The organism is Phytohabitans sp. LZ39 (assembly GCF_059359075.1).
In genome coordinates, this window is record NZ_JCADBM010000018.1 from 40,904 (window position 1) to 61,302 (window position 20,399).

The 20,399-nt window shown below is 70.7% G+C and carries 20 protein-coding genes and 1 pseudogene; 10 read left to right on the top strand and 11 right to left on the bottom strand.

Translation table 11 applies throughout. From position 1 onward, the window contains the following. The 4 genes from AC5L36_RS30110 to AC5L36_RS30125 form a co-directional block, all read right to left on the bottom strand. Entirely contained in the window at positions 1-534 is a 534-nt protein-coding gene (locus AC5L36_RS30110; RefSeq protein WP_441219769.1) for a hypothetical protein, read from the bottom strand. Beyond that, positions 531-2,624, bottom strand: a complete 2,094-nt coding sequence (locus AC5L36_RS30115; protein ID WP_441219770.1) for a galactose oxidase early set domain-containing protein — start codon at positions 2,622-2,624, stop codon at positions 531-533. Before AC5L36_RS30115 ends, AC5L36_RS30110 begins: the two co-directional genes overlap by 4 nt. Positions 2,625-2,711: 87 nt before the next feature. Further along, on the bottom strand, positions 2,712-3,572 hold the full coding sequence (locus AC5L36_RS30120) for a sigma-70 family RNA polymerase sigma factor (protein WP_441219771.1): 861 nt from the start codon (positions 3,570-3,572) through the stop codon (positions 2,712-2,714). Between the two features lie 97 nt (positions 3,573-3,669). Next, positions 3,670-5,415 (bottom strand): 3-hydroxyacyl-CoA dehydrogenase family protein, encoded by a 1,746-nt coding sequence (locus tag AC5L36_RS30125; RefSeq protein ID WP_441219980.1) that lies wholly within the window; start codon positions 5,413-5,415, stop codon positions 3,670-3,672. 205 nt (positions 5,416-5,620) lie between these two features. On the opposite strand from AC5L36_RS30125, the pseudogene AC5L36_RS30130 reads away from it, so the two are divergent. Continuing rightward, positions 5,621-5,804: pseudogene (locus AC5L36_RS30130) on the top strand (TGS domain-containing protein); the annotation flags it as partial. On the opposite strand, the gene AC5L36_RS30135 reads toward AC5L36_RS30130, so the two are convergent. Then, a complete protein-coding gene (locus tag AC5L36_RS30135; RefSeq protein WP_441219772.1) occupies positions 5,794-6,990 on the bottom strand; it encodes a GOLPH3/VPS74 family protein in 1,197 nt (398 codons plus the stop codon). The pseudogene AC5L36_RS30130 and the gene AC5L36_RS30135 overlap by 11 nt on opposite strands. Positions 6,991-7,085: 95 nt before the next feature. Between AC5L36_RS30135 and AC5L36_RS30140 the strand changes: the two genes are divergently transcribed. Next, the gene (locus AC5L36_RS30140) at positions 7,086-7,391 is read left to right on the top strand and encodes a CPBP family intramembrane glutamic endopeptidase (RefSeq protein WP_441219773.1); all 306 of its coding nucleotides are present in this window, start codon (positions 7,086-7,088) and stop codon (positions 7,389-7,391) included. A 51-nt stretch (positions 7,392-7,442) separates the two neighbouring features. Here the strand turns inward: AC5L36_RS30140 and AC5L36_RS30145 are convergent, their stop codons facing one another. Next, on the bottom strand, positions 7,443-9,017 hold the full coding sequence (locus AC5L36_RS30145; protein ID WP_441219774.1) for a DUF4142 domain-containing protein: 1,575 nt from the start codon (positions 9,015-9,017) through the stop codon (positions 7,443-7,445). A 302-nt stretch (positions 9,018-9,319) separates the two neighbouring features. Continuing rightward, positions 9,320-9,820 carry a MarR family winged helix-turn-helix transcriptional regulator gene (locus AC5L36_RS30150; protein ID WP_441219775.1) on the bottom strand — a complete coding sequence of 167 codons (501 nt, stop codon included), beginning with the start codon at positions 9,818-9,820 and terminating at the stop codon, positions 9,320-9,322. Positions 9,821-9,887: 67 nt separating this feature from the next. Between AC5L36_RS30150 and AC5L36_RS30155 the strand changes: the two genes are divergently transcribed. Together AC5L36_RS30155 and AC5L36_RS30160 are read left to right on the top strand one after the other, a co-directional pair. After that, positions 9,888-11,393, top strand: coding sequence for an aldehyde dehydrogenase family protein (locus AC5L36_RS30155; protein ID WP_441219776.1), 1,506 nt, complete (start codon positions 9,888-9,890; stop codon positions 11,391-11,393). A gap of 41 nt (positions 11,394-11,434) precedes the next feature. Beyond that, positions 11,435-11,845, top strand: coding sequence for a DUF6174 domain-containing protein (locus AC5L36_RS30160; RefSeq protein ID WP_441219777.1), 411 nt, complete (start codon positions 11,435-11,437; stop codon positions 11,843-11,845). Here AC5L36_RS30160 and AC5L36_RS30165 read toward each other — a convergent pair. The 3 genes from AC5L36_RS30165 to AC5L36_RS30175 are packed head-to-tail and all read right to left on the bottom strand — an operon-like array spanning position 11,842 to position 14,042. Then, positions 11,842-12,264: a DUF5130 family protein gene (locus AC5L36_RS30165; RefSeq protein WP_441219778.1), complete on the bottom strand. Its 423-nt coding sequence runs from the start codon at positions 12,262-12,264 to the stop codon at positions 11,842-11,844. The two genes, AC5L36_RS30160 and AC5L36_RS30165, sit on opposite strands and share 4 nt — an antisense overlap. Further along, on the bottom strand, positions 12,251-12,586 hold the full coding sequence (ctaJ, locus tag AC5L36_RS30170; protein WP_441219779.1) for an aa3-type cytochrome oxidase subunit CtaJ: 336 nt from the start codon (positions 12,584-12,586) through the stop codon (positions 12,251-12,253). Before ctaJ ends, AC5L36_RS30165 begins: the two co-directional genes overlap by 14 nt. A 16-nt stretch (positions 12,587-12,602) precedes the next feature. Then, complete coding sequence (locus AC5L36_RS30175) at positions 12,603-14,042, bottom strand: amidase (RefSeq protein ID WP_441219780.1); 1,440 nt, start codon at positions 14,040-14,042, stop codon at positions 12,603-12,605. Between the two features lie 19 nt (positions 14,043-14,061). Here AC5L36_RS30175 and kynU point away from each other — a divergent pair, with 19 nt between their 5' ends. From kynU to AC5L36_RS30190, 3 genes are read left to right on the top strand one after another with little or no spacing between them, the layout of a single operon-like run. Beyond that, the gene (kynU, locus tag AC5L36_RS30180; RefSeq protein WP_441219781.1) at positions 14,062-15,300 is read left to right on the top strand and encodes a kynureninase; all 1,239 of its coding nucleotides are present in this window, start codon (positions 14,062-14,064) and stop codon (positions 15,298-15,300) included. Positions 15,301-15,345: 45 nt separating this feature from the next. Beyond that, complete coding sequence (locus AC5L36_RS30185; protein ID WP_441219782.1) at positions 15,346-15,831, top strand: GVDTG sorting domain-containing protein; 486 nt, start codon at positions 15,346-15,348, stop codon at positions 15,829-15,831. Positions 15,832-15,846: 15 nt separating this feature from the next. Next, on the top strand, positions 15,847-16,446 hold the full coding sequence (locus AC5L36_RS30190; protein ID WP_441219783.1) for a class F sortase: 600 nt from the start codon (positions 15,847-15,849) through the stop codon (positions 16,444-16,446). 29 nt (positions 16,447-16,475) lie between these two features. Here the strand turns inward: AC5L36_RS30190 and AC5L36_RS30195 are convergent, their stop codons facing one another. Then, positions 16,476-17,003: an HNH endonuclease gene (locus AC5L36_RS30195; protein ID WP_441219784.1), complete on the bottom strand. Its 528-nt coding sequence runs from the start codon at positions 17,001-17,003 to the stop codon at positions 16,476-16,478. Positions 17,004-17,274: 271 nt separating this feature from the next. Here AC5L36_RS30195 and AC5L36_RS30200 point away from each other — a divergent pair, with 271 nt between their 5' ends. From AC5L36_RS30200 to AC5L36_RS30210, 3 genes are all read left to right on the top strand, one after another. Continuing rightward, positions 17,275-18,318, top strand: coding sequence for a mechanosensitive ion channel family protein (locus AC5L36_RS30200; protein ID WP_494909378.1), 1,044 nt, complete (start codon positions 17,275-17,277; stop codon positions 18,316-18,318). 260 nt (positions 18,319-18,578) lie between these two features. Next, positions 18,579-19,967 (top strand): MFS transporter, encoded by a 1,389-nt coding sequence (locus AC5L36_RS30205; protein ID WP_441219786.1) that lies wholly within the window; start codon positions 18,579-18,581, stop codon positions 19,965-19,967. Further along, positions 19,964-20,380, top strand: coding sequence for a globin (locus AC5L36_RS30210; protein WP_441219787.1), 417 nt, complete (start codon positions 19,964-19,966; stop codon positions 20,378-20,380). The genes AC5L36_RS30205 and AC5L36_RS30210 overlap by 4 nt, the downstream gene beginning before the upstream one ends. Positions 20,381-20,399: the final 19 nt, after the last annotated feature.

The window sequence follows — 20,399 nt, forward strand, 5'->3', positions numbered from 1 at the left end:
TCAGTCTCCGGCGCCACACGCGGTCCCGTCGCCGTTGCGATCGAGGCCGTGCCGGTCGCGCCCACCTGTGATCTTAAGGGGTTCGAATCCCCTCTCTCGAAGCCAAGCGCACTTGTCAGACACACCGGCCGGAAACTCCCACGGCACGCAAACGTCGCGATCGCCGTATGCGTGGTCGCAACCGTCCGTACCCTCGGCGATGTCGACGCCCGCGGTCGGCGACGGCTGCGGCGCGCGCGGTTTGGCGCCCGGCTGCTCGGCGAACGGCTGCACGTACGGCGGTGGCGACTCGTCCGGCCCGGCCTGCTGCTGGGCACCGCTGCCCCGCCCCGGCTCCGCGCCGCCGCCGCTCTCCGGCGCCTGCTCGCCGGCCGGCGCCGCGGCGGGCGTGCCGTCGAACCAGAGGATGTCGCGGTCGCTTCCACCGGCCACCGCCACGCCGGCGGTCGCGAGCACGAGCACGGCGGCCACCGCCGCGATCCCGTACTGCTCGCGGCGGCTGCGGGCCTTGAGCCACGCGGCCAGGCGACTCATCCGAGCTTGACCCACTTGGCGGTCGACGGTACGCCGTTGGCGTTGTGCACGAAGAGCATGTACCAGCCGGGCGGGGCCAGGTTGGGGTTGCTCGTCACGTTCAGGTCGATGGTGTTGCCGTTGACCGTCATCGGCAGCTCGACGAACCGCTGGTTGGGGTCGGACGAGTGCGTGACGGCCGCCGGACGGATCAGCGACGCCCGGGTCACCGCCGAGTTCACGGTGATCCGCTGCGTGGTGCCGTATCCCCAGTTGGTGTTGGCCACGGTCTGGATCGCCGGCCGCGCGCCCTTGAACATGTACGGCGGCGAGTAGATCGAGATGCGGTTGTCGAACGACCCGTTGCCGGGGTTGTCGCCGACCGCCATGACGCGGCCGTCGGGCAGCAGGAACGCCGACGAGTGGTACGTGCGCGGCACCGGGTCGGTCGCCATGCCCTCGCGGAACTTGTTGGTCTGCGGGTCGAAGATGGACGCCTCGAAGACCGGGTCGGCCCTGTTGTGCAGCCCGCCACCGGTCTCGAAGACCGTGCCGTCGGGCAGCAGCACCAGCGAGACGTACATCTTGCCCTGCTCGCCGGTCTGTGCCGCGCCACCGGTCAGCGTGCCCTGCGGCAGCAGCGGACCCGGCTGGTACTGAGGGTTGGCCGCCTTGAGGTCGATGAGGTCGGTGAGCCGGTTGGCGGTCTTGCCCTCGTCGCCGTTGCCACCGCCGACGGTGAAGACCCGCTGCGCCTGCGCCGGCGGGAGCAGCACGCTCATCGACTGGTCGCGCTCGTCCTTGCGCTGGAGGCCGGGCACGTCGGTGATGGCCTTGGTGCCGTAGTTGTAGATGGACGCCCCGGTGCCCGGCAGGCCGCTGCCGAACGTGTGGCTGCCGGTGTAGAAGAGCCGGCCGTCCTGCATCAGCACCATCGCGGGGTACAGGCCCCACCACGACCAGGTCTGCTGCACGTCGCCCAGCCACTTGCCCTGTGCGGCGCTGTAGTAGTCGGTGGTCGTGGTGCCGGTGGAGTCTTCGCCGAGGCCGCCGAGCGAGAGCACGTCACCGTTGCCGAGGATGGTCGCGGACGGGTACCAGTGGCCGGCGAGCATGTCGTTGGTGGCCGTGTACGTGTTGGTGACCGGGTCGAAGACGTAGGAGTTCTTCAAGCCCTTGTAGCCGACCGTGCCGTCCGCCTTGGCGTAGTCCTTGGTGCCGCCCATCACCAGCACCTTGCCGTCCTTCAGCTGCACGTGACCGGCGCAGAAGAGGTCCTTGGGCGTGGGCACGTTGGTGAAGGCGCCGCTCGCCGGGTCGTACACGGCGGTCTTGAAGGTGCCCGCGGCGAAGGCGTTGGGGTCGTTGCCGGAGCCCGCGACGAGCAGCACCTTGCCGTTGTGGAGCATCACGGCGTGGACGCCGCGCACCGTCGACTCGTACGGCATGACCTGCCACTTGCCCTTGGTGCAGCCGGCCGCGTCGGTGCACCCGCTGGGCGTGGGCGCCGGCGCGCTCGCGTCGACCATCGAGTAGTCGTCGGTGGTGAGGGTGCCCACGCCGTAGATGCTGACGCCCCACGTGATCCGGTCGGTGTTCGGCGGGACCGGCGGCGTGCGCACCACCTTGCGCTGCCACGTGGCGGTGGCCGGGAGCGTGGCCGGATCCATCCAGTACTGCCAGCCGAGCTTGGTGTCGCGGCGGAAGAGCGTCAGCGCGTTGGCCGCGGTCGTCGACTTGTAGTACACGGAGAGGTCGTATTGGTGACCGTCAGTGACACGAGGAGCACACTGCGCGTTTTCCAGCATCATCGCCTTGCGGTCGCCGGACACGAGCCGCGTGACGTTGACCCGCATGGCCCGCTTGCCGGTGCGCGCGTCGGTGGTGACACCCGTCGTATACGTGTTGTCGCCCTGGCCCGACCGCTCCCAGCAGACCGGGAAACCGTTGGCGTCCAACGACTCCAGGCCCGGATTCTGCACCAGGTTGGCCGCGGCCTGTGCCGGTGAGGCGACCAGGCCGACGGTCACCAGCAGCGCGAGGGCGAGCAGCCGGCCGAGTCCTCGGCGGAGCTCCGGGCTGAACATCGGGACGGCTTTCGCGGCAGGCACAAGGTCTCCTGTCGGGGTGAGGTCTACCTGGGCCGTCCCGCAGGTTACCGGTCATTCCCAACATGGCCAATACGGGTTTGTCCGTCACTACCCGAGTGGGCTGATGTCCAGTCTGGCAAGGCGATCCGGGTCCACGAGAATGTCCAATGCGGTTACCTTCCCGCCACGGATAGTGAACGCCATGACGGACCTGACCCGCTCGCCGTCCATCGCGATGAGCCCCGGGACACCGTTGATGAGCGCCAGCCGGCCCGCGCTCGCGTACCGGGCGAAGGTGATGGCGTTGGTGGCGAGCGCCCTGGCGCCGTGCACCACCGCACCGGTGTCCGGCCGGGCGACCACGTCGGGGTCGAGGATCGCGAGCAGGCCCTCCATGTCGCCGCCGCGAGCCGCCGTCAGGAACGCCTCCACCACCGCGCGCTGGCTCGCCAGGTCACCGTCCGACGTGGGCTCCGCGCCGCGCACCCGCCGGCGGGCCCGGCTGGCGAGCTGCTTGGCGGCGGCCGGCGTACGGCCGAGGATCGGGCCGATCTCCTCGAACGGCACGGCGAACGTGTCGTGCAGCACGAACGCCAGCCGCTCCGCGGGCGCCAGCTGCTCCAGCACGACGAGCAGCGCCAGCCCCACCGAGTCGGCCAGCAGCGCCTCCTGCTCCGGGTCGAGGCCGTCCGCGCTACTGATGATCGGGTCAGGGACGTGCACGCCGAGCGGCTCCTCACGCCGCGCCCTGCGGGAGCGGAGCATGTCCAGGCACACACGCCCCACCACGGTCGTCAGCCAGCCGCCCAGGTTGGTGACGTCGCTCGTGTCGGCGCGGGTCAGCTTGAGCCACGCCTCCTGCACCGCGTCGTCCGCCTCGCTGAGGGAGCCGAGCATCCGGTACGCCACCGCGCGCAGGTGACCGCGGTGCGCCTCGAAGCGCTCGGCCATCCAGTCGTACTCGTTCATGACTCCATGACGAACCAGGGCGGGAAAAGGTAACAGCTACGTTCGCCGTGATCAAAGGTCCTCTCAAGCAGTTAGAACGGCTTGAGAGGACCTTTGATCACGGCGAGGTGTGGTCGCGGAAGCCGCGGCCGGCCTTGCGGCCCAGGTAGCCGGCGGTGACAAGGTGCTCCAGCAGCGGCGAGGGTGCGAAGCCGGGCTCGCGCAGCTCCAGGTAGAGCTCTCGCTGGATGGCCAGCGCCACGTCGAGCCCCACGACGTCGAGCAGCTCGAAGGGCCCCATCGGGTAGCCGCACCCCAGCTTCATCGCGTGGTCGATGTCGTCGGCCGTCGAGTAGCTGGCCTCGAGCATCCGGACCGCGTCGTTGAGGTACGGGAAGAGCAGCGCGTTGACCACGAAGCCGGCCCGGTCGGCGCAGACCACGGCGGTCTTGCCCAGCGCCGCGACCACCGCGCGGGCGGTGGCGAGCGCCTCCGGCGAGGTGCGGATGGTGTGCACCACCTCGACCAGCGACATGACCGGCGCCGGGTTGAAGAAGTGCAGCCCCACCACGTCGGCCGGCCGCTGGGTGGCCATCGCGCACTGGATGACCGGCAGCGACGACGTCGTGGTCGCGAGCACCACGCCGGGCTTGCAGATCTCGTCGAGCGAGGCGAAGAGCGCCTGCTTCACGCTGAGCTCCTCGACCACCGCCTCGACCACCAGGTCGACGTCGGCGAGGTGCTCCAGCGTTGCCGACCAGTTGACCCGGCCCAGCGCCGCGTCACGCTCCGCCTCGGTCAGCTTCGCCCGCACCACACCCTTGTCGAGCGAACGCTTGACCGCCTCGCACACCCGCGCCGACTTCTCCGCGCCGCGCGTGACGGACACCACCTCGTACCCGGCCCTCGCGAACACCTCGATGATCCCGGTGGCCATGGTCCCGGACCCCACGACGCCGACCTTCGCGATCCCACGCGCGCCGTCGGCCGTCGCCGACGCCGTCGCGGTCGGCGTTTGCTTATCTGGTACGAGCACCGGGGAGCCCGGCTTCTCGTAGGTGTAGAAGCCGCGCCCGGATTTCCGGCCGAGCAGCCCGGCGGTGACCATCTGCTTGATGAGCGGGGCCGGTGCGTGCCGCCGGTCCCGTCCGCCCCGCCGGTACATCGTGTCGAGGATCTCGTAGGCCGTGTCGAGCCCGATCAGGTCCATCAGCGCCAGCGGCCCCATCGGCAGCCCGCAGCCGAGCTTCATGGCCGCGTCGATGTCCTCCCGGCTGGCGTACCGGGCCTCGTACATCGTCACCGCGTGGTTGAGGTAGCCGAAGAGCAACGCGTTGGCGATAAACCCAGCCCGGTCGTTGATGGTCACGTCGACCTTGCCCAGCCGCTCGCAGAGCGCCTCGACGTCGGCCACCACCTCTGGCGCCGTCACGACCGTACGCACGACCTCGACAAGCTTCATGATCGGCGCCGGGTTGAAGAAGTGGATGCCGACAACCTGGTTGGGCCGGTGCGTGGCCACCGAAATCTCGGTCACGCTCAGCGACGAGGTGTTGGTGGCGAGGATCGCGGTCGGCTTGCAGACCCGGTCGAGCTCCGCGAAGATCCGCTGCTTGAGGTCGAGGTGCTCAGGCACCGCCTCGATGACGAGGTCCACGTCCCGCAGGGCCCCAAGCCCGACGGCGAACCTGACCCGGCTCAGTAACGCGTCCCGGTCAGCGGGCTCCAGCTTGCCCTTGGCGACGGCCCGGTCGGTCGACCCGACCAGCGTGGTGCGCCCCCGCTCCAGCGCCGCGTCGGCCACCTCGACCGCGACGACGTCGATCCCGTTGCGCGCGAAGACCTCCACGATCCCCGCACCCATCGTGCCCAGACCGACTACGCCCACGGTGCTGATCTCACGCGCCACAGCGATGCCCCTAACGTTCGCTAAGGTTATGCGCGCGAGTCTGCCACGTCCCGCCCGCCCGACCGCGCCAGGTGGCCCATCTCACGCACCGCCGGCTCGCCTCGGTCACTTCTCCCACCCGGAGTTCCCCCACCGCAGCCCAGGCTCCAAAATTCACGAGTCCCCAGTCGACTTCGCGTACGCGATGCACACGAGATCGGCCACAAGTGCATCGGCGCCCGGGTCAACGGCAAGCCGGTGCCGCTGGAGTCGACGCTCTCCAACGGAGACGTTATCGAAATCTTCAGTCCAAGTCGGAGACGGCCGGCCCTTCGCAAGACTGGCTCGGCTTCGTCAAGAGCCCCGACGAGGGCGCAGCAGACGCGGCCCGGAAGTCTCCGGCATCAGCACGCCGACGGCACCGATTAGACCGACCACTATCAATGCCCCGCCGGCCAGAATCGCCATGTCGCTTCTCGGCGACACGTCGGTGAACTCGCCCCACTCGGTCAGAAAGACGCGCGGTTGTGAGGTGTCGACCATGATGCGGGTCTGGTCGCCCTGCGCCGGGCAAGTTCCGATGCATGCGATCTGTGTCCGGTACGGCTTGTCGGCATACCGGTACACGAGCGTCAGTTTCGACTCGACGAGAGATTCGTACCGGCCTTGGGGGTGGTCGCTGCGGCTGACGACGTCGGCCATCATGGGCGTGCCCTGATCACGCAGGGCTTTGGCGTTCGCCTCCTGGCGGCTCTGCTCGACAAGCGCGACGGTCGCGATCCCAGCACCGATCAGGAGGAGGACGAAACAAACTGCCATCCGCTTTCCTCGTAGCCGCTTGCCCACGGACTCCGCAGGAGCATAGACACGGTTGGTGGTGCCGAGGGCCACGTTGATGAGGTAGCCCTCGTAGCTGCGCATCGACACCGCCAGCCAGTCGTCTTTGGCCAAGCGGCGCAGCTGGCGCTTCGTACCGAACGACGCCACCACACCCGCCAGGCCAACACCCGCCAACAGTGTGCCCAGAACAACCACGCTGGCGTGCACGTCACCATCGCGCAGCGCCGAGGTGAGCGCTTCCCGAGTGGGGCGGCGGAGGTCCTTTTCGACATCGAGCCCCGTCCAGCGCACGTCGAGCGGCCCGTCGGCTTCACACAGGCCCCGTTCGCGCAGCCGCGCCAGGACGGCGGCAGTCACGGAGGGTGCGAGCTCTCCCAGCCACTCGACCGGCGAACGGGCATTGGAGCCAGTGATGCGGGCGACTACCTCGTCGAGCACCGGGTCGCCGGATGGTGCCGACGATCGAACCTTCAGGGTCACGCCGTCCGGGTCGAGTTCGATCCGCTCGCCGAGATAAAGCTCCGCCAGGGCAGCGGCACCGACCAGGACCTCGACAGTGGACCAGCGTGGGTGACGCCATCCGGACGAAGGATGAGCGAGAACGAACGCGGCCTCCGGCAATGTCAAGTCGGGCACAATCTCATGATCGCTCACTCCGTCAACGCAGCACCCCCGGTCCGTCCGGACCGGGGTTCTTCTGCCGATTCGCATTGAACGTATTCACCAAAGAATGGGTCGACCAGCTGCGCTACGTCCGCGCGGTGCTTATCTACCGAGCCGGCCCCCCGCGATAGCGCCAGCCTGCTGTGCCAACTCGCGCTGGGAAGTGTCAACTATGGCTGGTAGTCACATACACCTTCTGCTTCGGCGTGTGTATGTACCTGGCGATGCGGGTCACCGGCACGGTCTGGGCCGCGATCGTGCTGCATGCGCTCACCGACCCGTCGACGTTCCTGTCCACCGGCGGCGTCGACCAGGCGGTCGACACCCAGCAGGCCAACGGCTGGTCAACGCTGGCCGCTCTAGCCACGATCGTGTTCATCGTCTTCGCCGCGGTCGCGGTGTTCCTCGTCCGCGGGAAGGCGAGCGGCAGGCCCTCCGCCAGGACATAGCCGCCGTCGGGGCTGGGCCGCTGGCAGCCTTTGCCACCATCCGGCAGGCGGTCACCAGTGCCGGTAGGTCCGGCGGCGGTTATCCGTCCGGCGGCGGTTGCCGATTAGGCGGCTTGTCGCGAAACCGCCGACGAGCAGACCGCCGACGAGCACGCCGAGGATCACGGGCAGGTTCGTCGTCGACAACCGGCTGTCGTTGGCTACGGCCACCACCTGATTCGCCGCCGCCGGCGCGTTCACGTTGGGGTTCGGGTTGGGGGCGGTGGGCAGGGCCTTGAAGTCGACGATGTTGCTGCTCTCCAGCAGAGTCAGGTGGGTGGCGACGAACTGGTTCGCCTGCTGCGCGAGCTTGCGCACCGTGTCGTTGCGGGTCGTCGCCCGTACCGTGGCGATCGCTGGGAAGATCTTGCCGTGCGCCGCCCGCAGCCGGTCGATGTAGATCTGGTCGAACTGCTCGCCGTCCGCGGCGCGCATCTCGTCCAGCCAGCCCCGCTGGTCACTGTTCGGCTCGTCGGGCAGGTCGATGCCCAGCTTCTGCGCGGCGTTACGGGCGAGCTGGTCAAGCACCTCGTGCTGGTCGGCGATGTTGCGGCCGATCTGCTGGATCCGCGGATTGTTCGACTTCTCCTGCGCCATCTGTCCGGCCGGGATCTCCCACAGGCCAGCGAGCCGGACCTTGACAACCAGGTCCTCGTCCGCGGCCGCGACCGTGCCCTTGGCCTTGTCGGGGATGAGCTCGCTGGGCGGCACCGGAACACCCGGTTCAGCCCGCGCCGCCTGCGGCACGAGAAAGATCAACGCCAGGGAGGCGAGAGCGGCACCCGACACGCGGCGCCCCAAGAGCCCCAGACGGACGACCTGCACAAAACCTCCCTGACATCGCGTGTCCCGTCGCCGCCCTACCGGGCAGGGCAGCTGGGGCCCTGTCGTCGACAACTTGTCGACGACAGCAAATACGCGGCGGCGACCCGATCGGATGAACGTCGACCCGAAATCCAGAGCGATCGCGGCCCACAGTCCGGTGGCGGGAAGGATAGGCGGCGCAGAGGCTGTGACGGCGGCGGCAGCCGCGTCGGTGGCGATGGCGACCCCGCTGGGGTCGAGGTCTCCCCAGTACCAGACGCGGCCGGTGACCGGTCCGCGGCCCGCCAGGTCGACACCGAGCACGGCGACCTGAGATGGGAACGCGTTGCCGCTCCCCCACGCGACGGCGCCGACCGGGTGGTCGGATCGGTCGGCGAGGGCGTCTACCGCGACCCAGTAGGTGTCGCTGTTTTCGACTACCAGCACGTCGGGTCCTTCGCCGACCACGACTGCCGGTAGGGGCGCGGGTTTGCGTACGCAGGCCAGCAGCGGCAGGGTGAGCCGGCCCGGTCCGAAGAGATTGGTGCGGGCCATGCTGTCCAGGCGTTTCTCGTCGCCGAACAGTTCCGCCGACCGGTAACGGACCGGAACCACGGGGGCTTGACCGCCGTCGGTGCGGGTCAGCCAGTCGTTGATGGCGATGAGGTCACGCAGCCGCTCGTTGGACAGGGCGGGCAGGGACGCGACCCAGCCCAGTTCGTGGCGCCAGGGAGATTTGATCCATTCCCGGATAACGGCCGCTCGCCGGGCGGCCGGAACCACGATCGATCGGGGTAGCCGAACGTGCGCTCGACCCAGGTCAGCGTGGTGTGCCGCAGCCAGTGGGTGCTTATTTGTTGGGTGGCAACCTGCTTCCCGCGTCCGCGGGGAGCACCCGGTCAAGCTACGTGAAGAAGATCGCCCCGCTGCCGGCAATTCCTTGATCGCCATTAGCGCGACTGCAATCGTTGGAAATGGTGCCAGTGCGGCCTGGGCGGGTGTGCGGTCGCGCAGCCCAGCGTCAGCCAGGCGTTGGGCCGGCTCCGGCGCGGCGATCCGGTGCGGCGTCTCCGCGGCCGGGGTGCCTACCCGCCGCGGGTCCGCCGCCAACCTCGGGGCCGATCTTGACCTAGCTCGCCCCGCGCGTATCCCTCCAGTCCAAAGAGGATGATCGCGTCGTCTAGCGCCTGCGCCAGGCGGCGCAGGGTCGTGCGGTCGGCCGGCTGGTAGCGCAGGCGCACCGGGCCGGCGAGCGGGGCCGCCTCGACGAGCCGCTCCCCCTCCCCGGTGAGGCGGACCAGCCGGCGGCGGCGGTCACCCGGATCGGGCGAGACGTCGACCAGGCCGCGGGCTCCCAGCCGGTCGAGGAGCTGGCCCAGCGTCGCGGGGTGCATCACGAGGCGCTCGCGGATGGCCGAGAGCGCCACCCCGTCGCCGCCACTCGACCACTCCCGGACCATGCGCAGGATCGCCAGCTGGGCGCCGGTGACGCCGTGCTCCCGCTCCAGCCGCCGGTTGAAGGCGCCGATCGCCGTGTCCAGCCGCGTCCAGGCCTGGATCGCGGCCAACGCTTCGGGGTCCGTCACGAGATTATTATGTATCGCATAGCAATGCCCTTACCGGCGGGTAAGTTTGGGTCTAGACTGCCGAGACATGACCGCTGTGCACACGCCCGGTGCTCCCTGGATCGAAGACGGCGAGCTCGTCTCCACCAATCCGGCGACCGGCGCGGAGGCCGGCCGCTTTCCCGTGGCCAGCCCCGACGACGTGGTCAGCACGGTCGAGCGGGCGCGTGAGGCCGGGCGCTGGTGGGCCGGCCTCGGCTTCGCCGGGCGCAAGGAGCGGCTGCTGCGCTGGCGCGCCCTCCTCGCCCAGCAGATCACCGAGCTGGCCGACCTTGTCAACAGCGAGTCCGGCAAGCCGGTCGCCGAGGCGATCGTCGAGGCGGTCGCGGCCATCGACCACGTCGACTGGTCCGCGCGCAACGCCCGCCGCGTGCTCGGCCCGCGCAGGGTGCGCACCCGGCTGGTCCTCGCCGAGTTCTCCGCCCACCTTGAGTACCAGCCGTTCGGCGTCGTCGGCGTCATCGGCCCGTGGAACTATCCGGTCGTGACGCCGCTCGGCTCCATCGCCTACGCGCTGGCCGCCGGCAACACGGTGGTCTACAAGCCCAGCGAGTACACGCCGGCGGTCGGTCAGTGGCTCGTCGACTCGTTCGCGCGGGTGGTGCCCGAGCACCCGGTGTTCCAGATCGTCCACGGGCTGGGTGACGTGGGCGCGGCGCTCTGCCGCTCCGGGGTGGGCAAGGTGGCGTTCACCGGCTCGTCGGCCACCGCCCGCAAGGTGATGGCCGCCTGCGCCGAGACGCTGACGCCGGTGCTGATGGAGGCCGGCGGCAAAGACGCGATGATCGTCGACAGCGACGCCGACCTCGACAAGGCCGCCGAAGCGGCGGTGTGGGGCGGGCTCACCAACGCCGGGCAGACCTGCATCGGCATCGAGCGGGTGTACGCGGTGGAGCCGGTCTACGACGCCTTCGTCGCCAAGGTGGTGGAGCGCGCCGAAAAGCTCACCGTGGGCCCGGGCGGTGGCGCGGACATCGGCCCGATCACGATGCCCGCCCAGCTCGACATCATCCGCCGCCATATCGACGACGCGCTGGCCCGCGGCGGCCGGGCGGTGCTCGGCGGCCCCGAGTCGGTCCAGCCGCCCTACGTAAAGCCGACCATCCTCGTCGACGTGCCCGAAGACTCGGCGGCCGTGCGGGAGGAGACCTTCGGCCCGACGCTCACCATCCGCCGCGTGCGCGACGCGGACGAGGCGGTCGAGCTCGCCAACGCGGTGTCGTACGGCCTCGGCGGCTCGGTCTTCGGCCGGCGGCGTGCGGTGGCCATCGCGCGGCGGCTGCGCTCCGGCATGAGCGCCATCAACTCGACGCTCACCTTCGTCGGCATGTCCACGCTGCCGTTCGGCGGCGTCGGCAACTCCGGCTTCGGGCGGATCCACGGCGACGACGGGCTGCGCGAGTTCGGCCGGGCCAAGGCGATCACCCGGCGCCGCGGGCCGTCGCTGCTGCCCGCGCAGACCTTCGAGCGCACCCCCAAAGACGTCGACCGCATCGTCAAGGTCGTCAAGCTGCTCTACGGCCGCACCCGCTAGCCGTACGGAACTCCCCGCGTGCCGGCGGCGTCGAAGGGGCCATGAGGATAGTGGTGGCCCTGCTGGGCGTGCTCACCGTCGCTGGATGCGCCGAGACGTCCAAAGCCACGCCACCGTGGCAGGAGCCGGGTAGCTATACGTACGTGCTCCAGTCGAGCTGCGGCGAGCGGCCACTGATCGGGCGCTTCCGGATCACGGTCGAAGACGGCAAGGTCACCAAGGCCGAGGGGATCGGCGAATCCGACAAGCGGTCGCTGGAGAGCACCGAGCTGACCCCACCGACGCTGGGCCAGCTCCTCGACGAACTCGAGGAAGCCCGCCGAAACGACGCGGACCTCGCCGAGCTGACCAGCGACCCAGCCGACGGCCACCCGACGAAGATCACGATCGACCACGTCAAAGAGGCGCTCGACGACGAGGCTTGCTACGCGATTTCGGAGTATCGCGGCTAGTCGCGGCCGCTGCGGCCGGCGTGGGTGGCCAGCTGGTCGAGGCCGCTGATCACGCCACCGGCCAGGTCGCCACCGCCGAAGGCGGCCACCATCGACAGCGCCGCCAGCTTGGCCTCGCGGTCGAGGATGCGCTTGCGGGCCACGGCACCGGTGACGATCTCCAGCACGCGCTGGTTGGGCGACACGGCGACGAGCACCGAGCGGTCCGGGTCGGCGAGCTGCGCGTGCAGCTTTTCCGCGTGTCCGCGCACCGGCTCGTCGAGGTCTCCGATGTAGACGCTGAAGGTCAGCCCCGTGGAACGGTCGGCCACGCGCAGCGCCTCGTCGAGGCGCAACAGCTGCCGGGTGTTGAACGGCCCGTCGAGCACGCCGGTCCGCACGGCCGTGCCGCCCTCGGCCGGCTTGTCACCACCGGTCACTTGCGCCTCCCGTCGCTCCGATCCGCGTGGGCGCCGCGACGAGCTCGCCGCCCTGCTCTACCGCGGAGCCCGCGGGAAGCGCCGCCTGGGACGACGATGTGCCGGCGGGCAGCTCCCCGTGCGAGGCGTGGGAGCCAGAAGCCTGGGCACCGGCCAGCTGCTCCGGCGCGGAAAGAAACCACACCGGGGCGAACTCGAACGGGCGCCCCGGCCGGTAGCGCTTGGCTGCGTGACCGCCACCGAGCGCGGCCAGCCCGGAGATCACGAGCACGATCGCCAGCGGTATGCCGGCGAAGACGAGCACCGTCTCGGTAACAGACACGGACAACACTCCTGACTCAGACGCCGTTCACGGTAGCGGAGGGCGTTGCCCGCCATATCTCGGGGTGCCGATCGCCCCATCCGACGGACGACTCGAGCTCGGCGGCGGCCGCGAGCAGCGTGCCGTCGGCGCCGGGCCGGCCGGTCAGCAGCACACCCACGGGCATCCCGCCGGCCTGCGTCACCGGCAGCGAGACCGAGGGCTGGCCGGTGACATTGAACACCGCGCAGTACGGCGAGAACCGCCGCTGCATGTCGAAGTCGAGCGCCGGGTCACCGGACTCGGTGAACGAGCCGACCCGGGCCTGCGGCGCCGCGAGCGTGGGGCAGAGCAGCAGGTCGTACCCGGCGGTCGCACGCATCCCCCGGCGCACCTGGACCTGGAGCGCGGAAAGCGTGGTCATCAGCTGGGGCACGGTGACCGCCGCCCCCCGCTCGCGCATCAGCCGGGTCAGCGGGAGCAGCTCGGACTCCTGCTCGGGCGGCACGGGGGCGAGCGCCAGCACGTACCAGATGATCTCGAAGAGCGGCCAGACCTCCGGGCCGAGCGGCGAGGCCACCTCGACCACCTCGTGGCCGGCCGCGGCCAGCGCGGCGGCCGCGATGTCGACGGCGCCCGCGCAGGCGGGGTCGACGGGCTGGTCGCCGGCGAGCATCGGGGTGGTGAAGCGGCCCACCCGCAGCCGCGGGCCGGTGCGCCGGGCCGCGGCGAGGTAGCCGCCCTCGGGCGGTGGCGGGGCGAGGTAGGGCTCGCCGGGCATCGGGACGGCCATCGCGTCGAGCATCGCCGCGGCGTCGGCCACCGTGCGCGCGATCGGGCCCGGCGTCGGCAGACCGAACGCGCCGAAGCCGAGCGGGCCGCCGGAGACCACGCCGCGGCTGGGCTTGAACCCGACGAGCCCGCACAGCGCCGCCGGGATGCGCACCGAGCCGCCGCCGTCGGAGCCCTGGGCGAACGGCACGAGCCCGGCCGCCACCGCCGCGGCCGCGCCGCCGCTGGAGCCGCCGGCCGTGTAGTCGAGGCCCCACGGGTTGCGGGCCGGTGGGGCGACCTTGCCCTCCGAGTAGAGCGAGACGCCCAGCTCCGAGGTGGTGGTCTTGCCAAGGCTGACCGTGCCGGCCGCGCGGAGCAGGGCCACCACGTCGTTGTCCAGCGGCGGCACGAAGTCGACGAACGCGGCCGATCCGAACGTCGTGCGCACGCCCGCCGTCATCGTCAGGTCCTTGATCGCGGTGGGCACGCCGTGCAGCGCCGGCCGTCCCTCGTCCGGCGCCTCGTCGGCCGCCTTGGCCTGGGTACGCGCCAGATCGGCGGTAACCGTGACGAACGCACCGACCGTGTCGCCGTGCGCCTCGATCCGGGCGAGGTAGTGCTCGACGAGCTCGGCGCTGGACAGCTCGCGCCGGCGGATCGCACCGGCCTGCTCGAGGGCGGTGAGGTCGTGAAGATCAGCCATGTCCCTTAGTTTCTACCGGGTGACGGACTTTCTCGCGCGTGCCCGCGAACTCGATGCCGCCGACGCGCTGGCGCCCTTCCGCGAACGGTTCGTCATCCCGGACGAGGAGCTCGTGTACCTCGACGGCAACTCGCTCGGGCGCCTCCCCGTGTCCACAAGGGAACGTCTGCACCGGGCGATCGACGAGTGGGGCGCCGACCTGATCCGCGGCTGGGACCGGTGGATCACGCTGTCTCGCGAGGTGGGCGACGTGCTGGCCACCGGCGTGCTGGAGGCCGCGCCGGGCGAGGTGGTGCTCTCCGACTCGACGAGCGTCAACCTGTACAAGCTCGCCGTCGCCGCCTGCGCCGCCCGCCCCGGCCGGCGCGTGATCGTCACCGACGACGACAACTTCCCCAGCGACCGGTACATCCTCCAGGGCTTGGCCGACGAGCTGCGGGTGGTGAAGACCGACATCGACCTCGGCGTCTCCACCGAGGCGGTGCGGGAGGTGCTCGACGACGACGTGGCACTGGTCTCGCTCTCGCATGTCGCGTACCGCTCGGGCGCGCTCGCCGACATGGCGGCCGTCACGGCGGCAGTCCACGAGGTGGGCGCGCTCGTCCTCTGGGACCTCAGCCACTCGGCGGGCGCGGTCCGGGTGCCGTTGCGCTCCGCCCGGGTCGATCTCGCCGTCGGGTGTACCTACAAGCACCTCAACGCCGGCCCCGGCGCGCCCGCGTTCCTCTACGTGCGGAGCGACCTCCAGCGCGACCTGCGGCAGCCGATCTGGGGCTGGTTCGGGCAGCGCGACCAGTTCGACATGGGCGCCGTGTACGACCCGGTGGACTCGATCGACCGCTTCCAGGTGGGTACCCCGCCGGTGCTGGGCGCGTACGCGGCGCTGGAGGGTGCCCGGCTCACCGCCGAGGCGGGCATCGGGGCGATCGCGGAGAAGGGCACGGCGCTCGGTGCGTTCGCGATCGAGATGAGCGACGCCTGGCTGGCGCCGCACGGCTTCGCGCTCGCGTCGCCGCGCGCGGGCATCCGCCGCGGCGGGCACGTGACGCTCCACCACTCGCGGGCGTGGCAGCTGAGCCAGGCGCTGCGCGCGGCCGGCGTGGTGCCCGACTTCCGCACGCCCGACCGACTGCGGCTGGGCTTCGGCGCGCTCTACACCCGCTTCGTCGACGTGTACGCCGGGCTGACCCGCCTGCGGGAGATCGCGGCGAGCGGTTCGCACCTCGAATTTCCGGAGAAGCACGCAAGGGTAACTTGACCGGTTTTCCCCAATTTGTCGCGGACCGGTGCGAAGATCCTTCTCATGAGGGCTTACACGCTGGGTCGCTCCGCCGCGGCCCTGGGCATGGTGGCCATGGCTTGCCTGGCCCTGCCCGCACCCGCCTATGCCGACGGCGCCTGGGTCGAAGTCAACCCGAGCAGCATCCAGCCCGGCTACCGGGTCGGCGTCCGCGGCAGCTGCCAGGAGAACCTGAACGACGCGGTCGCCAAGTCGAAGGCCTTCGGCGAGGTGAAGATGGCGCCCGAGCACGGGTTCGTCGTGGCCGCGGTGACGATCCCCACCGGCACCAAGCCCGGCGACTACGACGTCAAGCTCTCCTGCGCGAACGGCAGCACCGCCACCACCACCATGTACGTCCTCGGCATGGACAACCCCACCAAGGGTCCGGCCACGGGCGGCGGCGGTACGGCCGGTGGCACGAGCACCCCCTTGGTCCTCACCGGCGGCGGGATCGCCGCCGTGGTGGCCGGGGTCGGGCTGCTCGCACTGCGCCGCCGCCGCGCGTAGCCCAGGGCCTGTCCGGTGGGCACCCGGCTCGCCGCCGGGGCGCTCGTCGCGGTCGGGGTGTTCACGATCGGGCTGGGGCTCGGCCAGATCGAGCTGCCGTCGTGGTGGGAGCCGGAGGGCAAGCCGCCGCCCCGGGCCTTTCCGGTGCTGGAGCCGAGCCGCCCGACCCGCATCGTGATCCCCTCGCTCCGGCTGCGGGCGCCGGTACACGGCGTGGGCCTGGCCGACGACGGCACCATCGCCGTGCCGGCGGCGACCCGGCGGCACGAGGCCGGCTGGTACGACGAGAGCCCCACGCCGGGACAGTTCGGTCCGGCGATCATCGTGGGGCACGTCGACACGCGCACCGGGCCGGCCGTCTTCCACGACCTGCGCCGGCTGCGGCCGGGCGCGACCATCGAGATCACGCGGCGAGACCGCTCGGTGGCCGTCTTCGAGGTGAACACCGTGGAGCGCTTCGGCAAGACCAAGCTGCCGGTCCGCCGCATCTACGCCGACTTCAGCCGCCCCGGCCTCCGCCTGATCACCTGCGGCGGGCGATGGGTCGGCGGCGAGACAGGCTACGAGGACAACGTGGTCGTCTTCGCGTCCCTGGTGCGCGCGAAGAAGGCGTAAAGCGCGGGCACAGACAACAAAAGCGGCGTCTACGCCGCTTCAGGGATGTCGAGCCAGTTGGCCCAGCGTGGGTCCGGGGCGCGGTGCCCCAGTACTCGCCAGGCCATGCCTTTCGGCGCGGAGGGGAGCGCGTGCAACCGCCAGCCGAGCTCGGCCGGCGTCTTGTCGCCCTTGGTGTGGTTGCACTTGGCACAGGCGGCCACGACGTTTTCCCAGGCGTGCCGACCGCCGCGGCTGCGCGGGAAGACGTGGTCGATAGTCTCCGCCGGGCCGCGGCAGTAGGCGCAGCGCCAGCCGTCGCGGGCGAAGATGGCCCGCCGGGACAGGCCGACGTGGCTGCGGTAGGGCACGCGCACGTAGCGTGTCAGCCGGACCACGGAGGGCACTGGGAGATCGTGGCGGGCGCTGTGGAGCATGCCGTCGCCGTCGGCGACGCACACCGCCTTGGCGGACAGGACAAGGATCGCGGCTCTTCGCACTGACACGACACACAGCGGCTCGTAAGTGGCATTGAGAACTAATGCTCCCGAGCCCACTGAGGGTCGTATGTCAGGCATCGCGCTCACCTCTCCAGGTCGTGCAGACCAGCTCCTGTCAAGCCCAGCCCGCCGCGGGCCGTCGGTGACCGCGGCCGCCGCCGGCAGATCACCGGCGTCCGTGCGCCAATAGTCCCTTACAGGTACGGCAATTGCACGTACTATTCGGGGCCCACCTCGTGAAGCTTAGGTATCCCGTGGCAAGATGACCGGTTTATCCGGTGAGAAGTGCCGCAGCCCGCCTGCCCCCGCCGTGCCTTCGCGCCGCCGGTGCGGTACTAAGGCAGGCGTGATTGCCGCTCTACTCGCCGCGCCCGTGGACCCCACGCCCTCCCCGACGATCGGGGTGGACTGCCGCGAGGATGCCATCTGCAAGCAGATGTACCAGTGGACCGGCAACGCGTGGCTTTCCGAGAGCAGCTTCTGGATCATCGTGAAGCCGCTGCGCATCATCCTGATCCTGCTCATCGCCATGCTGATCCGGTGGGTCGTCCACCGCATGATCAAGCGGCTGGTCCGCACGTCGGCGCACACCTCGGTGCCGACCATCCTGCGGCCGCTGCGCGAGCGGATCCCGAGCGCGCCCGCCACCGACCCCGCCGCGGTCGTGCCGGAGCGGCGCCGGCAGCGGGCCGAGGCGATCGGTTCGGTGCTGCGCAACACCGTGACCGCGGTGGTCTTCGCGATCGCCGTGCTGCTGGTCCTCTCCGAGCTCAACTTCAACCTGGCGCCGCTCATCGCCAGCGCGGGCATCGCCGGTGTCGCGCTCGGCTTCGGCGCGCAGTCGCTCGTCAAGGACATCCTCTCGGGCATCTTCATGCTGCTCGAAGACCAGTACGGCGTCGGCGACACCGTCGACCTGGGCGAGGCGACCGGCGTCGTGGAGGCGGTGGGGCTGCGCATCACCACCGTGCGGGACGCGCGGGGCGTGCTCTGGTACATCCGCAATGGCGAGATCATCCGGGTCGGCAACAAGAGCCAGGGCTGGGCGATGGTCATCGTGGACATGCCGATCGGCTTCGCGGGGGTCGAGGAGGCCACCTCGGTCATGCGGGCCGCGGCCGCCGAGGTCGCCGAGGACCCCGACCTGGCGGGCCACTTCGTCGAGCCGCCGGACGTGCTGGGCGTCGAGCAGATCACTGTGGACGGCGCGGTGATCCGCACGGTCGCGAAGACCACCGCGGACGGGCAGTTCGACGTCGGGCGCGAGCTGCGCCGCCGGCTGACCGAGGCGCTGGACGCCGCCGGCATCACCGCGCGGATCGCCGCCACCCGCATGTACCCGCGTCCCGCCGCCCCGACCGGCGAGGGCGAAACCCGGGGCGGGGCCACGTAGGACCCCAACCACGCGGCACGGATGAGGGAACCGTCGTACGCGGGTCGCGCTCCAGGTGGACAGTCGGGTATCGTCCGTTCGTTCAGTCGTCAAGGCGACGGACCATCCGTTCGCCCTAGCGAGTTGTCAGACGATCGGGCAGAATTCGTGAATAGCTCCATGGCGGAGCGTTACGACGATCTCGCCTTTCCGTCTAGATAGCGTTCCGCGCGGCGACGTCACCACAAGTGACAGCCAGATGGGACGATGGAGGCTCCCCGGTGTCCGACGAGGCACACGCCGCCGCCGAACGGCAGGCCACCTTCCGCGAGGTGTTCAGCCAGTCCGAGTATCGAGCGGTCTACCTCGCGAGCGCGCTGTCCTGGTTCGGTGACTACATCTCCAAGGCAGCGGTCACGGTGCTGGTCTACGACCAGACGCAATCCGTGGCGATGTCGGCCGCCGCGTTCGCGATCAGCTACCTGCCCTGGCTGCTCGGCGGCCCGGTCCTGGCCACCATCGCGGAGCGCTCGCCGTACCGCGCGGTGATGGTCAGCGCCGACCTGTTCCGCATGGTGCTGGTCGCGCTGCTCGCGCTCATCGAGATGCCGGCGCCCCTGCTCCTCGTCGTGATCTTCCTCTGCACGCTGGCCAACCCGCCGTCCCAGGCCGCCCGCTCGGCGCTGCTCCCGCTGATCCTGGCCGGTGACCGGCTGGTCGTGGGCCTCTCGGTCAACCTCACCACCGGCCAGGCCGCCCAGGTCGCCGGCTATCTGACGGGCGCCGCCATCGCGGCGGTCAACCCGCGGCTGGCGCTCGCGATCGACGCCGGCACCTACGCCATTTCCGCGGTGCTGATCCGCCTCGGCGTGCGCGCGCGACCGCCGGCCATGACCGCGGCACACCGCAGCCACCTGCTGCGGGAGACCGCCGACGGCTTCCGCATCGTCTTCGGCACGCCGGTGCTGCGCTCGATCGCCGTGCTCGTATTCGCCGCCATGCTCTTCGCGATCGTGCCCGAGGGCCTGGCCGCCGCCTGGGCCGCCACGCTCGGCGACAGCGAGGCGCAACGCGGCTTCTCCCAGGGCGTGATCATGGCCGCCAGCCCGACCGGCTTCATCATCGGCGGCCTGGTGACCGCTCGGCTGCTCCGGCCCGACGTCCGGCGCGCGCTGATCCGCCCGTTCGCCGTGATCGCGCCGCTCTCGCTCGTGCCCGCGCTATTCAGCCCTTCGGCCATGGGCATCGCGGTGATGGCCGCGATCTGCGGCTTCGCGGTCGCCGGCATGATGCCCGCGGCCAACGGCCTGTTCGTCCAGGCGCTGCCGCACGGGTTTCGGGCCCGGGCGTTCGGCGTGATGCAGAGCGGCACCCAGATCATGCAGGGCGCGGCTGTGCTGGCCACCGGCGTGCTCGCCGAGCACAATCCGATCCCTCGCGTGGTCGGGCTCTGGAGCCTGGCCGGTGTGGTGCTCATCCTGCTCGCCTCGACCCAGTGGCCGAGCGCCGACCGGTTCAACGCCACGGCGGTCGCCGCCGCCCGCACCCAGCCGGGTGCCACGCCGCCGCCGGCGCCCCTCGACCAGCCGGCCCGGCGAAACGGCGCGCACCAGGGTGACGCACGTGACGTCGTCGAGCAGGTAAGGCTCCCTGGCAAGATAGAGCGGTGAACTTCTTCGACACGGTCGGCGGCGAGCCGACCTTCCGCAAGCTGGTCGACGAGTTCTACGCGGGGGTGACCACCGATCCACTGCTCCGCCCGCTGTACCCGGAGGAAGACCTCGGCCCGGCCGCGGAGCGGCTGACGCTCTTCCTGATGCAGTACTGGGGCGGCCCCAACACGTACTCGGCGGAGCGCGGGCACCCCCGGCTGCGGATGCGGCACGCGCCCTTCCGGGTCGGCCCGGCCGAGCGAGACGCCTGGCTGCACCACATGCGCCGGGCCGTGGACAGCCTCGACCTCCCGGCCGACCAGCACGCGACGCTCTGGGATTACCTGGAGCGGGCCGCGTACTTCATGGTCAACACCATGGACGAAGGGCCGGGCCCGGCCGGTCCGACAAATGGGTTGAAGACCGCATAACAGCTCACGGCGCTCGATC

What these genes read in the sequence shown, in the direction of transcription:
- AC5L36_RS30110 (WP_441219769.1), bottom strand. Translation starts at nt 534, where the DNA reads ATGAGTCGCCTGGCCGCGTGGCTCAAGGCCCGCAGCCGCCGCGAGCAG.
- AC5L36_RS30120 (WP_441219771.1), bottom strand. Translation starts at nt 3,572, where the DNA reads ATGAACGAGTACGACTGGATGGCCGAGCGCTTCGAGGCGCACCGCGGT.
- AC5L36_RS30125 (WP_441219980.1), bottom strand. Translation starts at nt 5,415, where the DNA reads ATGGGTGCGGGGATCGTGGAGGTCTTCGCGCGCAACGGGATCGACGTC.
- AC5L36_RS30135 (WP_441219772.1), bottom strand. Translation starts at nt 6,990, where the DNA reads ATGCGAATCGGCAGAAGAACCCCGGTCCGGACGGACCGGGGGTGCTGC.
- AC5L36_RS30155 (WP_441219776.1), top strand. Translation starts at nt 9,888, where the DNA reads ATGACCGCTGTGCACACGCCCGGTGCTCCCTGGATCGAAGACGGCGAG.
- AC5L36_RS30160 (WP_441219777.1), top strand. Translation starts at nt 11,435, where the DNA reads ATGAGGATAGTGGTGGCCCTGCTGGGCGTGCTCACCGTCGCTGGATGC.
- AC5L36_RS30175 (WP_441219780.1), bottom strand. Translation starts at nt 14,042, where the DNA reads ATGGCTGATCTTCACGACCTCACCGCCCTCGAGCAGGCCGGTGCGATC.
- AC5L36_RS30185 (WP_441219782.1), top strand. Translation starts at nt 15,346, where the DNA reads ATGAGGGCTTACACGCTGGGTCGCTCCGCCGCGGCCCTGGGCATGGTG.
- AC5L36_RS30195 (WP_441219784.1), bottom strand. Translation starts at nt 17,003, where the DNA reads ATGCCTGACATACGACCCTCAGTGGGCTCGGGAGCATTAGTTCTCAAT.